Origin of the sequence: Fodinibius saliphilus, assembly GCF_005869845.1 — a bacterium.
GTDB classification, from domain to species: Bacteria; Bacteroidota; Rhodothermia; order Balneolales; family Balneolaceae; genus Fodinibius; species Fodinibius saliphilus.
In genome coordinates this window covers 284656-298378 of sequence record NZ_VAWF01000001.1, presented here as the reverse complement: position 1 = coordinate 298378, position 13723 = coordinate 284656, and the positions used below count along the sequence as shown (strand labels likewise).

Here is a 13723-nt window from a genome sequence, read left to right as displayed (position 1 = left end):
ACTTAACCTAAAAATTTATTCGCTTACAATTACTTTTGCATGACGGATGGTACGATCTCCAATGCGATATCCACTTTCCACGACATTAAGGACCACATCACTGCCAATATCATCGTCTTGTGGTTTCTGGCGCATCATAGCATCATGAAGATCTACATTGAAAGGTACTCCTTCTTCATCAATTCGTTCAACACCGTGCTTATCGAGCACCTCTTTGAATTTATTAGCTACCAAAAGTACACCATCCATAAATGTTTCATTAACATCCAGATCTTCCGCTGCAGTTAATGTACGTTGGAGATCATCATTAATATCAAGAAAATCTTCTAGAGCTTTCGCACGGGCCTGCTCATAGACCTGAGAACGTTCCCGCTTAACCCGCTTTCGGTAATTTTCGAGTTCAGCAGCTTTGCGTAGATGCGAGTCTTTTGATTCTTGGAGAGCACTTTCTAATTCTTCAATTTCATTATCTCGAGCAACTAACAAATCACGAAGTTCACCAGCTCCATAATCTTCATATTTCGAAAGCTGTTCTTCTGCCGACTGTTGCTCTTCATCGGTTGTTTGTTCTTCAGTTACTTTTTCGTTCGATTCGCTCATGTATTCTATTTCTATCGTTTTAAATGCTGTCTGTTTCTTTGTGCTGAAAAATGCAAATAACGTGCCACAGCTATCCCACCCTCTATCTGGTGACAAAGTTACGGGAGAATGCAGTTCGTTGTAATAAAAAGTTTCAGAGTGTCAGTTATATTTACTACTAAGACAAAAAAGACACTCTTTTACCGTTACTTCTTATTTTCTTCGTAAAAGAACTCAATCATATTTCCGTCCGGATCTGAAACAAATAAAAAACGCCCACGTTTCCGGTTAGCAGGTCCACTAAGAATAGATATTTCCTGTTCACGGAAATATTCGGCCATCTCGTCCACCTTTTCTTCCGACTCCAGGTAAAAGCCAAAATGGTCTACACGGTAATCGCGTGATGATGGGTCATAGCTGGTTTCGGCCTCAACCAATACCAATGTATCCTCCTCACCTACCTGGTAGACAGCCATACTTTTACCCATCTTTCGAATAAGTTCGAAGCCTAATACTTCTCCATAAAACTCTTCTGCCCGTTCAATTTCATTTACACGAATAGTGATATGATTAAGTCCAGACGGATTAAAATCTACCATAATACTTTAAAAAATTGTTGGTTAATAGCTGTTTAAAACCGAATTAACAATAAATAATAGTGTCATCATTTCATAAAAAATTACAAACATTAGTATAGTCTTTTTAGGCATAAATTTCAGCCTGACGTTTTTAGTCCGGTAGTCGAAATAGTGTATTAGTTTTTGTTACTTTCTGTGGGACTGAAATACAACTATAATAATCATCCGATACCATTGAGTACACTCTACATTGTTGCTACCCCTATTGGAAACCTTCAAGATATATCTGAGCGTGCTCAGACCATTTTAAACAAGGTTACCTACATTGCCTGTGAAGATACCCGAACTTCAGGCGTTTTACTTAATCACTTGGGTATTGATACCCAAACCTTTTCTTTTCATGCTCATAATGAGCATCAAAAAGTAGACCATCTACTCAATATACTTGATGCACGACAAAATATAGCAATAATTTCTGATGCTGGTATGCCAGGAATTTCCGATCCTGGATTTTTGGCCGTAAGAGCAGCATATAAAGCGGGACACACTGTTTCCGTCATTCCGGGTCCGGATGCAGCAACAACGGCACTAGTAGCCAGTGGCCTGCCCTGCGATAAATATGTTTATGAGGGATTTTTGCCCCAAAAAAAGGGGCGCCAAAAGCAGCTAAAGCAATTGGTGGATGAAGAGCGTTCAATTATATTATATGAAAGTCCTTACAGGCTTAAAAAACTACTCGGTGAGCTACGAAAATATATGGGAGACCACCGTATGGCAGCTGTATGTCGTGAACTTACCAAAAAATTTGAGGAGGTCGTCCGTGGATCACTCAAACACCTGTCCGATACTTTTGAGTTAAGAGATGAAATCAAAGGCGAGATTGTAGTCGTCATTGCCCCAAAAAGTTATAGTGAATGAAATCATCGTTAGAATATTTCTGGAATTCGAAATGGAGTTTAATAATATCATCGGGCATCTTGCTGGGACTAAGTTATCCCCCGGTACCTATGCCATTCCTGGTATTTCCGGCCTTCTTACTGATTTTTCGTATTATAGATCTATCTAACTCAGTTCGTTCAGCAGCCTATTGGACCTATCCAGCTTTTCTGATCTGGAATATTATTACCACATACTGGCTAGTAATGGCTACTATAGGGGGTGGCATAGCTGCAATATTGGCCAACAGTGCAGTTATGACTATTCCCGTTATGCTACAGTATAAGGTACAACAAAAGGATATAGCTCCCTGGCTTATCGCCCTGCTTCAAACAGCCTTTTGGCTCAGCTTTGAATACCTGCATCACCAATGGGATTTAGCATGGCCGTGGCTAACAATAGCAAATGTCTGGTCTAACGCTCCTGAACTGGTTCAATACATTTCGGTAACCGGATTCTGGGGTATCTCTTTCTGGGTGATCTTCAGCACGGCTCTTATGTACCAGTTTATCAAAACCGTTGATAATAAAAGCCTAAAAATTGGTATTGTTACTGTTCTTTTTTTTCCACTTTGTTCGCTAGGCTTTTTGCTATTTGAAAAACAAACAGAACCCCAGACAAAACAAGAAGTAGTAGTAGTACAACCTAACTTTGACTCTTATCACCGGTATGGTGGATTTAAAAACTCATTCAAAGCTCACGACCACCTTCTGCAGATGACCGATTCTTTGCGTACCGATAGTACGGCCTTGGTAGTGTGGCCTGAAAATGCTATCCAGTCTGATATTGCCAATATCAGTTCCTACAGCAGACTATCAAATTATACAAAGGGGCAGCTAAAAAAAGCAGCTGATCGTTGGGATGCGACTCTTATCAGTGGAGCAACATTTTATGAATTCTACCAAGAAGACCAAAAACCAGCACTTCCTTATCGTTCAGAATATGGTCCTTTTCTCCCCTTTAATGCGGCCCTTGCTTTCCATCCCGACAGTACCATCGATGTGTACCGCAAACATAATTTAGTACCTATTGTTGAGCGTGTACCTTTTGTTCACTTCCTCAATACAGTAGATATTTTCGGATGGGTAGATTGGGCACAAAATCAGAGCTATGGCAAAGGGTACCGAGCAAATCAGTTCACTGTTGGCGTAACTAAAACCCCCGCTCTTATCTGTTATGATTCTGTATACCCCAGTTGGATCAGGAAGTATGTACAGAAAGGAGCTGGATATTTGACCATCATCACCAATGATGGTTGGTGGGGAAATACCAGTGGCCATGAACAACATTTTGCTTATGCACGTCTGCGAGCCATCGAATTTGACCGGTGGGTTGTACGCAGTGCCAACAACGGTATTTCAGGCATTATTGCCCCCAACGGGTCATTAGAGATAGAAACCCCCTACTGGCAACAAAAAGCCTTTCGATATAAGATACCGGTATTAACATCTCAAACATTTTATACCCGCTTTGGAGATTGGTTACCTTATCTGATGATGGCTCTTTCAGCAATTAGTATTGGAATTATTGTTCTCAATAAAGACTCTTAAGAGCTTTTAAAAACATGCCTGGCTACCAAGGTAAGCTACCTCTGAACTCATACTTTTACTCGAGTGTATTAACACCCTCGAAGTTGTTGCCCAGAATATTTGACCCATTAATTAGAACGAATAGACACCACAATATTAAAACGGATATCGTGGTCGGTACGACCGTAAACTCCGGAAGTTTTGGGTATCAACTTACTATAATTGTATTCAAAGTTGGCTTGTATAGTTTGTGAAAAACGGTATCCAATTACTGCTGCTCCTCTGATTCGTGACTGCCCTCCTGTAACGGTGCCGGAATAATCTGCTCTTCCAGCATCCTTTACAATATCATCAGGGCCTGCTGTTAATGCTTCATCAAGGTCAGAACTGAGCTGATATTTCTTTTCTTCATCTTCTAGATAACTTCCATTTAAGCTGAAATCTACTGCATTGTCGATACGTGGAAAAAATGGGAGTTTAAAGCCTCTAATCGTATAGGATAGGGAAAGCTTTAACCCCTTCGAAATACGTTCCGTAACCGTAGAGTTTGATAATGTCAGGCTTGTCACTTTGCTATGCTCATATTGCAAATTGGTACGCAGGTTAGACTTCCAGGTAATATTTAACCCCACTAAAGGGCTAAACCTTTTTTCAACATTAATGCTATTGGGATCGTACTTAGGACGACGATTAATAACCGAATAGGCACCGATTGAAAGGGGAGGCAGTTGACTTTGATCAGAATTGAATTCCCATCCCAAACGGTACAAACCACTATAGTTATGCGTAAGTGACGCGCGTGACATCAGATTGCCCAAAAAGGGTATAACAGACTCTAATCCCGTTAAGGTGACTCGCCAATTGGGTAAAGGAAATGGGGTAAAATGCTGTTTGCCAATCCCCCCCTTTCCAACACTTAAATAGGCCCTCCGAAAATCTTCTTGCAATGTCATACGACCAAGCACAGAACGGCCATCACTATTCCCCGTCGAATCACTAATAATGGTAGCTCCACTGTTAATATCCTGGAAAGCGGTATTTAATTGTGCTTTGAAAAAAGCTTCATACCCCCCACCAAAAGCCCAAACACTGGAACGGATGGTTCCATTTTGAGAATGGACCGTACTCATATTGTCATTGGGATCAATAGTAATCGTCGTAGTTCTATTCTTTTGCCATTCAGAATTCCAGCTCAAATCAATAGATAAATTTTTAAATGGTTGAAGCCGAGAACCCACGGTCAAGTTATCCGATAAATTACGGTTAGAAGGTAACTGTAAACTCGAATTATCACTAGGGTTATCAATAAGTTGAGCAGTTCCGATATCATCATCAAAACCCGTACGATATGAAAAAGGCGGAGAGTATTGTTGTCCCGAACGCGAGAACATTTGGAAAAACTGTGAATTCCCTGCATACCCACTCTGACGTGAACTTTTAGAAATATCAAAAGAAAGCTCAAACGACTGTATACTTAGCAGTGCTGCCAGACTTTTTTTACCAATGTTAGCCAAGGTTTCACCGAAATCATCTTGTGAATATCCAGCCTTTGAAGTGTCACTTACAGCCGGCTGTTGCGAATTATCACCTCCATTCTGCAGGTTTTTATACCAATCTATTCTATTGAGCAAGCTCTTAATATCAAAGTCAAGCGATTGATTTAATGTCAGATTATTAGAGATATTAGCACCCAGTTTCGAGCCTCTTGAACTATTTCTCCATTGGTATCCCCCTCCATAGTTGGCAGAATAACTCATCCAATTAATGGCCTCAATAGATCGTAGTCGAGGCTGCCAGCCGGCAGTATACCCTTCTTCATAATTCCTCCTACGAGATGATAGCGTATCAAATACAACATCATTAAGTACATCGAATGTCGGTCTAACCGAATATTTCGTAGAATCAGAAAGTGGATTTTCTGAACCGTCACTTTCTATTCCGGCTCTGGATAGATCGAATACAGAACGACTACGAAAAGTGGTTTTTATAGAAGGCGTTAAATTATATCCAAACCCAAATTCGGTGTCATAAGTAAAACTATGTGACTGTTGCGGTGTGGACTCAGTCTCACCTGTCGTTAACCGGCGTAATTGCTCATCGTACTCACGATCGATACCTACCGAAGCGTTAATAGAAGCCGGTGTATACCCTAACCTAAGCCCCGCTAGCGGGTGCAATAGCGGCACCTCGCCCAGAAATCCAAATGGCCGAAATAGCCGAGTATTGGGGAAGTTTACATCATAACGAAGGGAGCTGCTATAATTCCAATTATCTTGAAAAGTGTACTGGGGGTTCCGGCGCTTTGTAGTATTATAAACATAATTGAATGTCGTTTTATCCAATGTATATTGGGCAAAAGTAGATTTTGAACGAGATTTTGAGACATTCGATATATTTATTGAATAGTTTTCTGTTACTGTTTGGCTTTCCTTAATTTTCTGATTTATTAGCTGTTCTTTTTCTTGCTCATCAATATCATCTCTTGAGTTTACCGCATTCTTAAACTCAGAAAGTCGAACATCACCCTCATTAGGTAAATATCGAGGTGTAGAAGATGACTGACGAGTTGAAAGAGATACCGGAATTTTCCAACCAAATCTCTCAGGAATAAATTTATGAATATTGACTGTTGAATTAAGATCATAAGCCAAGACGTCGGAAAGGCGACGCTGCCCCAGCCCTGAGCTCAATGCCCCAAAACCATCTGTTTCGCGATTAAAGTTAGCATTAAAGTCTGCAAAATCAGCAAACTGTATTTGTCCTTTTGCCTTTGCAGCCCATCCTTTTTTATTATCAAAGCCGGATACCCGAAGTTCATTAAACCAAAACTGCCCATCTAACGACGATACCCCGCCCTCCGAGGGATTTTGTGGGTCAAAGGGATTGCGAATCCCCATTCCTATTTCGCCGATGCGATCTAAAGAAGGATTTCCTTTGACAGCGATACTAGCCCCGGGAACTGCCTTTTTCAACAGTTTACTGCAATCATTACAACTAAAGATTTCCCCTGTATCTCCCCCCTGTTGGTCTCGTAATTGCTTGAGTTCATTAAAGGCTCGTAACAAAATATTCATGCTGTTTTTATCGTAGAGCCAAACTTGTTCAGCCTCAAGGTCAAGCTCAGCTTCAGTCAGCTCACCTATAGGTTTTGAACTAAATGGGAAATTTTTATTTGTAGGTGATATAGGCTGGCGGTATTCGTAATAATTATTTGTAAGATCGGTACCAAAACGCATTACCAGCTCAGCATCCTCTCTATTCTCATACCCCTCTCCATGAACAAACATACGCACATTTGAATAATTGATCATATTGAGTCCCCCGGGGTACACTCTCTTCATCATCAACAATTCCCCTGGGGCCAGGTTTTCAGCATCCATTACAATAGATTGTTCGTTTTCAATAGTTTGTCGTTGGCGTCCACGATTTTTTGCACGTATTGCCCCTTCAGGTTGCCTGTAAGGAATAGGTTCGCGCTGGCTATTTTCCTCAATATTTACTGATGATATATTAAATTCGCCCTGCAACGGACCTTGCTCATTACCTACATTTTTAGCTTCTCTCCATTGACTACCTACAAGCTCAAAAGTTGCAAAACGAAGTGTAAATGGTTTCTCATATCCCGAAAGCCAGATACGGATATATGATATATTCTGGAAATTTTGTATCCCCCCAACTTTACGAACCCATTCCTCCAGCGGTATACGAACCTGGTACCACCGATCTTGCTGTTTTGTCCCATCTACTTTGTCAACAATGTAGGTTCCCTCTGTACCTGGCTCAAGCTCAGAAAAATCTGCGGGATTCCAATCGACTTCATACTGGAAATAGGAATCATTTTGTTCAACAATTGAAGAGGTAATTAGACCTTCTGTATCAGGCTTATTGGTTACAGCCCGTTTATCACCTTCACTAGGTGGTGAGTTTCCATCATGGTACCCAAACATGCGATGAAATCGCTCATGAAGCGGCTTGTCATCTACCTTTTTTTGTCCATAATAAACATAATCATCATTGGAAGGGTCCGATACTACCTTATTATATTCTTCGCTTGTTCCTCCATATTGTGACTGAACATTATTAATAAAATCGGAGAAGAGAGTTTTCTCATTCATGTTATCAATGCCTCCGGAATTGGGGGCCCCATCTAGCCCTACATCGGCTTCCTTTTGTGTTTCATTAGCAAACTGGCCCTCTGGAGCTGGTGGGGGCACCGGTATATATGAACGCGAGTCGCCTCCAATATTATCTTGCTGCAGATCATTTGGTTTTCGTACTAATCCATCCTCAGTATTAGTCTTAAAGTTGGGTATTACATCTTCTGATACCACTCCAACATCAATGTATATTTTACCTTCATAATCTTGTAAATCCTGGGGCGTAGGGCTTTTTCCATCAGGCAACACCGACTGAACCCAGAATTCTAAAAACTCAATATTATTTTGGGTAAGATCTTCCTGACCCGAAGGTAGAGTGGTTGTCATCCCCCCCCAGGTACGTTCTGTTTCACTTTCAAAGAGATTTTTTAGATTATTATTGTAGTTATAAGGTCCGCGTTCGGTAGGATCGTAATATACATCCATCGTTCGGATGAAGTTTTCCTCCGTCAACACATCTCTATTTGGAAATACTTCAGTTACATTTACCGGCTCTGATTCAGGCGTATATGAGACGCCCCCCAGAATCTGATCAACGTTTTGTGGAATACTATACCACGCTAGCTGACTGCGTAGATCTGAACGAGCAATTTTATCAGCTAAATTCTTACTTGGATCTCCTTGAGGATTGCCTTCGAAAAATGTTTCATCAGGTCCATATCCCGGTACTGCAGCCGGTGCGGCAGCTAAGTACCAACGCGAAGGATTTTTGAAGCTGAGACCAATATCAGAGCCTTCAAAATCGTCAATAAAAGAGAGACCATTTTCTTCATCCTCAAAAAGCCTGTTGTTATCAATAGCATCACTTACCGCACTAGTCTGAGCAATATCCGGTCGAAGCTGGGCAAATTCACCACTGAAAGACATACTTGATTGTGCCTTGGTCTGTAGTAAAGGAATGCCATCAACCAAACGGGTTAACCAAGGCGTATCAAACTGGGCGTTGGCGTCGACTCCAATAACCGAATTATTAACCGGTTCATCACCAATACGTATTTTATCTTGAAGAGGCTTTTCTTTGAGCTTGAAGAAGGTACTACCCAATGAGATATTATCAGTAAATTCATACTCTGCCCTAATACCAGTAAATGATTTCTGGCCAATCTGTGCAAGCTGATTGTTTTCATATTCAATTTTAATCTCTTGCCCCTGCCGCAAATACTGATCATTCAAAATAGTAATACTTCCAATGGAGTAATCTACGGCATAATCAGTACCTTCTTGGAGTTCACGACCGTTTACAAAAACTTTTACTGATCCTTCAACTAATGAATAACCAAGAGAGTAACTAGCCGAGGTGCTTCCTTTTGATGTTCCTTCAACGACGTAAAAGTTATTTTTCGATTCTTGGTTAGCATTTACTTTTTTTTCAGAATATAGTTCATCAAATGTAAGTGCCTGTATCCTATCATTACCAAGCCCTGCCTCTGTAAGCAACTCTTCTATCCGTTTACCAAAAGGTTCTAGATAGGGAAATATCAATTTACCTGTGCTAGGGTTTAGTACATTCGTACTAAAATCAATTTTATTGTCCGGATTTAATGCCCCCTGTTGATCTACACGGTCTAATCCTAAATCTTGTAATAATATCGTATTTCGGCCGGGAAGCGAACTACTGGGAACATTCTGTTCCGTAAATTTAACATCAATATCCAAGCCGTCAGACGTAATATTAGCAACACCTAATGAGTACACATTTTTCATCATCAAATCCCACAAATCATTGGTTGTTGTCACTGTTTGGGGACGTAGTAATTTCAGATATATGCGACCTCCACCACCTTGACTTACATCACCGATACTTATTGTTTTACCACTCTGGGAATCGCGGTACTTAAAGGATACCGCCAACGCCTGTCGGGCACCTAAATTCCTTTTTAACGAGATATATCCCAGATCCGGTCGTATCTCATAATCAACCCCCTCCTGCATAGGTACAAAATACCCTTCCACGAATTGAGAAGGATCTACGCCAAAATCTGAGGCTGAAACCCCTTCAGCAGGATCTCGATACTGGTTAAGAAGAGCATCAGAAAAATCATCCTCCTCATCATTGGGAGGAGAAAACCCCCCGGACGGTCCCTCATCAACCCCCAATGGACCAAGTGCTATAGCCTGCCGTTCTCCCTCAACCGACTGAGAAGCCTCGCGTAGTGCCCATACATTTATCTCGACGAGCTGCAGTGCCTGACCCGTCTGCTGTGGATTTGACACATTATCCTCAAATTCTTGCCGGGTATAAAAGTCGAGAAAAAAGTGTCGGTCAGCTTCATATTCACCAGGCCGTATAGAAATTTTCTTTTCTTGGGCTCCACCCGTTATTGTTTCTGTTTTGCCCTCCCCCTCTTGCTGTGAAAGTACCGACGTTAATTTCAGTGATCCTAGTTGAGCTATAGATTTAACTCCAAAAAGAGCATTTCCTCCCCGAATTAATGAATTTCCTGTTTGCATTGAAACGTTACCCAACTCCAGGCGCTGGATTATTTCATCATCGTATCCATCATACACAATGTTCAGACGGTTCATAAAATCAAAATCCCGTTCCGTATCCCAATCCGTTTGTATAGAAAGTTTGTCTCCTATAGTCCCTTGTATATTGAGCTTTAAACTCTGTTCAAAAGTAGGATCAATCTGGGTTCGCTGATCTTCAGGGATCTCTGTATTCTCTGTCTTTTGGATAGAGGCCCCCACATTCATATTTGCAGTCCCATTAATACTGAGGTTTACCTCAGGTTTTCCAAAAATAGTTGTGAATGCCGATTCTTCGGCCCCGGGGATATCAAGATTAAAATCCAATAATCCCCCTTTTCTGTCTGTCCTTGACTCTTGTTCAGCTATTAATTGTTGCCAATTTTTTTCTAAGGCATTCTTTTTATTACGAGCAGCATATTCTTCAAAATTCATTACATAGGGATGGGCCACCTGCATTTGATAAAGCAAGCGCTGGCTATAATAAACGCCGGACGAATCATATTGCACATATGTTTTCTCTTGGGGAATTGAGACGTAAAACAACTTGGGTGGCTGGTCTGGAAACGGATAGGAGACTTTGGGCAAACGAATTAGCTGTCCCAATGAATCACTTCTCACTGCCCCTAAAGAGTCTGCCTGCTGCGAATAACCCATTTGCGGATACAGCCACAGTACTCCAACGCAGAAAAAAGATAATATATAAATTGTCTTTGCTTTGAGCTGCACGAAACCGTTGTAGAATAAATTTACGTTACGTCAATAAATCAGTAGTAGCGTTTTCCTATAAACAGCTCCTCTTTACTTATAGATTTGGTCTATGCTGAATGTCGTCGCAATATTATAATGGATAAATACTTTTGATAAAAATATAAAAGCCCAAATTAGAACCTTTTAAATAATTTGTTTTGTAAAATAGGAGTATAGGCCTAATTTTAGGGTTCTTCAACAGAATAATACTATGAGATTTATACCAAATAAGCTACAACTCGACGTACTTAGACGGCATATAGGGCCATTTGTTTTTTGTTTCTTTACCCTGATGTTTTTACTACTGATGCAGTTCTTGATCTTATATATCGACATGCTTGTCGGTAAAGGACTTCCCTTGGGTATCATTCTCGACCTTATTGTAACCAACCTTGCCTCTATGGTAGTATTAGCCGTACCAATGGCTGTGCTTGTTGCCTGTCTAATGGCCTATGGCAAATTCACTGAACTCAATGAACTTACAGCTATTCGGGCAGCTGGTATTAATCCTTTCCACGTTATAACCCCGGTTTTAACCGCAGCAACCCTCCTCTCTATCTTTCTGATATGGTTCTCTAATGATGTACTACCTGATGCCAATCAAAGAGCTCGTTCATTATTTATAGATATCCGGCTTAAAAAACCCGGTTTTGATTTAAAACCCAATGAGTTTTATGAAGGGATAGATAATTATACATTTCTGGTCAAACGCATTACTCACGAATCAGATTCACTCCATGACGTCACGATTTATCAGCACCCCACTCAAAATCGAAAAGAAGCAATTATTAAGGCCCAAAAAGGACGTCTTGACAGTGAAGCCGACGGGCAAACGCTTACTCTTTACCTGAAAGATGGGACCATCCTTCGAAAAATGGATCGAAGAAAAAAATATAAATCCATTGATGTATTTGAAGAAACTGCTTTCGATCGTTACCGCATAAGCTTTGATCTTTCAGAACTTGCCTTTTCGAGGTCAAATCCGGAAGACCGTTCTCGAAACGACCGCACAATGGATATTGAAGCAATGATGACTGTCGTTGATTCCCTGCAAAAAGAAGTGGTTTCCCAAAAAAAATCCATTATCAATAATAAATCCTACATTATTCCATTCCAGGATACCACAAGCAATAAAAGACCAGATCGTATCACCACGACAGATACAACAAGTAAAGCTATGGAAAGCAAGTTTATTGCCCTGCAATACCTAGAAACAAAAAAAGAACAGAACCAACTTAAATCTATCACACTTTCTTTGCTTCGTAGTTATAAATCAACACTCAGCGATGTAGCTACAGACACAGAGTGGCGAATTGGGAAGATTGCACAATACCTAGTTGAAGTACATAAAAAGTTTTCTATACCTATTGCCTGTATCGTTTTTGTCCTGATTGGCGCACCTATTGGTATGTACACTAAAAAAGGTAATCTGGGGTATGCTGCCCTCATCGGAACTGTATTTCTAACTTTTTATTGGATCTCTATTATACAAGGTGAAAAGCTTGCGGACAGGCTCTTCATCACTCCTTTTACGGGAATGTGGTTTTCTAATATATTATTGGGGATAATAGGTCTTTACTTGACTATTCGATTCTGTACTTCCTTTAAATTTTCAAATCTTTGGAAAAATCGTGGCTAAAAAGATAGATAAATATATATTTTCCCGGTTATTGGTCATCACTCTTTTCGTGATCATTGCACTGGTGTTTATTTTTATTGTCATTGATTTCTCTGAAAACAGCGAAGATTTTACCGACAAAGGTGCCACCTTTGCCCAAATATTTGGTACTTATTACCTGAACTATATCCCAGAAATGGTCAGGCTTATTACTCCAGTTGCCGCTTTTATTGCATGCCTGTACCTAACCGGGCAAATGACCGAGCGACTAGAAATTATCGCCCTCAAGGCCGCAGGTATTAGTCTATATCGCCTATTAGTTCCCTACCTTGTTTTTGCTTTTATCGCCTCTATATCTATCAGTTACCTTGATGGTTATGTCATACCTGATGCCAATGAAAAACGGATCGCATTTGAAGCAGAATATCTGCAAGGTAAATCTAATCGGGTAGATCGAAACCAGATTTTTAGACAGGAAAACGAACAATCTATTTTTAAAATAAATTATTATAATCCCAATGACAGCGTAGGTCATCGTGTTGAGGTTACGAACTTCGAAGGAGACAGTATCAGCAGAACATTGTACATTCAAAAGATGATCTGGCAAGCTAAAAGCAACAGTTGGAAACTTGAACAGATCGACGAAAAAAAGTTTACCGCATTAGGTTATCAATCAACTCATATTGATTCGATAGATACAACCCTTAATATTTTGCCCCGTGACTTAGCTCGTAAAACATCTGATGTATATCAACTTACATATCCCGAGGCAGAAAATTACATCTCATCGATAGAACGCAGCGGGGCTGGCAATGTAGGGCTTCCAAAAGTACAGCTATATGGCCGCTATGCCTATCCGTTTTCTATTATAGTAGTGATGATCGTCGGTTTTGCCCTGGCATCAGTAAAAAGAAGTGGTGGCAAAGGATTCTATATAGCAGCCGGCCTTACCGTTAGCTTCCTCTATTTAGTAATGATGAAAGTAATAGAGCCCTTTGGAGGTAAAGGGGAAATAGATCCATTGCTGGCCGCAGTACTGCCTCACCTCATTTTCTTGGTTCTGGGTATTGGCATACTTCTCAATAGCCGTAAATAAAAAAGGTCTGT

7 protein-coding genes are annotated in these 13723 nt (G+C 40.5%); 4 read left to right on the top strand and 3 right to left on the bottom strand.

Annotated features, from left to right (window positions below):
• Positions 1-15: 15 nt before the first annotated feature.
• Together FCN14_RS01250 and FCN14_RS01245 are read right to left on the bottom strand one after the other, a co-directional pair.
• Positions 16-696, bottom strand: a complete 681-nt coding sequence (locus tag FCN14_RS01250; RefSeq protein ID WP_246043073.1) for a nucleotide exchange factor GrpE — start codon at positions 694-696, stop codon at positions 16-18.
• Positions 697-785: 89 nt separating this feature from the next.
• On the bottom strand, positions 786-1178 hold the full coding sequence (locus FCN14_RS01245) for a VOC family protein (protein ID WP_138429272.1): 393 nt from the start codon (positions 1176-1178) through the stop codon (positions 786-788).
• A gap of 213 nt (positions 1179-1391) precedes the next feature.
• Between FCN14_RS01245 and rsmI the strand changes: the two genes are divergently transcribed.
• Together rsmI and lnt are read left to right on the top strand one after the other, a co-directional pair.
• A complete protein-coding gene (rsmI, locus tag FCN14_RS01240) occupies positions 1392-2075 on the top strand; it encodes a 16S rRNA (cytidine(1402)-2'-O)-methyltransferase (protein ID WP_138429271.1) in 684 nt (227 codons plus the stop codon).
• On the top strand, positions 2072-3643 hold the full coding sequence (gene lnt, locus FCN14_RS01235) for an apolipoprotein N-acyltransferase (RefSeq protein ID WP_138429270.1): 1572 nt from the start codon (positions 2072-2074) through the stop codon (positions 3641-3643). Before rsmI ends, lnt begins: the two co-directional genes overlap by 4 nt.
• A gap of 107 nt (positions 3644-3750) precedes the next feature.
• Here lnt and sov read toward each other — a convergent pair whose 3' ends face one another.
• Positions 3751-10905, bottom strand: a complete 7155-nt coding sequence (gene sov / locus FCN14_RS01230; RefSeq protein WP_138429269.1) for a T9SS outer membrane translocon Sov/SprA — start codon at positions 10903-10905, stop codon at positions 3751-3753.
• Positions 10906-11209: 304 nt separating this feature from the next.
• Between sov and FCN14_RS01225 the strand changes: the two genes are divergently transcribed.
• Both FCN14_RS01225 and FCN14_RS01220 read left to right on the top strand, forming a co-directional pair.
• On the top strand, positions 11210-12637 hold the full coding sequence (locus FCN14_RS01225) for an LptF/LptG family permease (RefSeq protein WP_138429268.1): 1428 nt from the start codon (positions 11210-11212) through the stop codon (positions 12635-12637).
• On the top strand, positions 12630-13712 hold the full coding sequence (locus FCN14_RS01220; protein WP_138429267.1) for an LptF/LptG family permease: 1083 nt from the start codon (positions 12630-12632) through the stop codon (positions 13710-13712). The genes FCN14_RS01225 and FCN14_RS01220 overlap by 8 nt, the downstream gene beginning before the upstream one ends.
• The last annotated feature ends 11 nt before the right edge of the window (positions 13713-13723 follow it).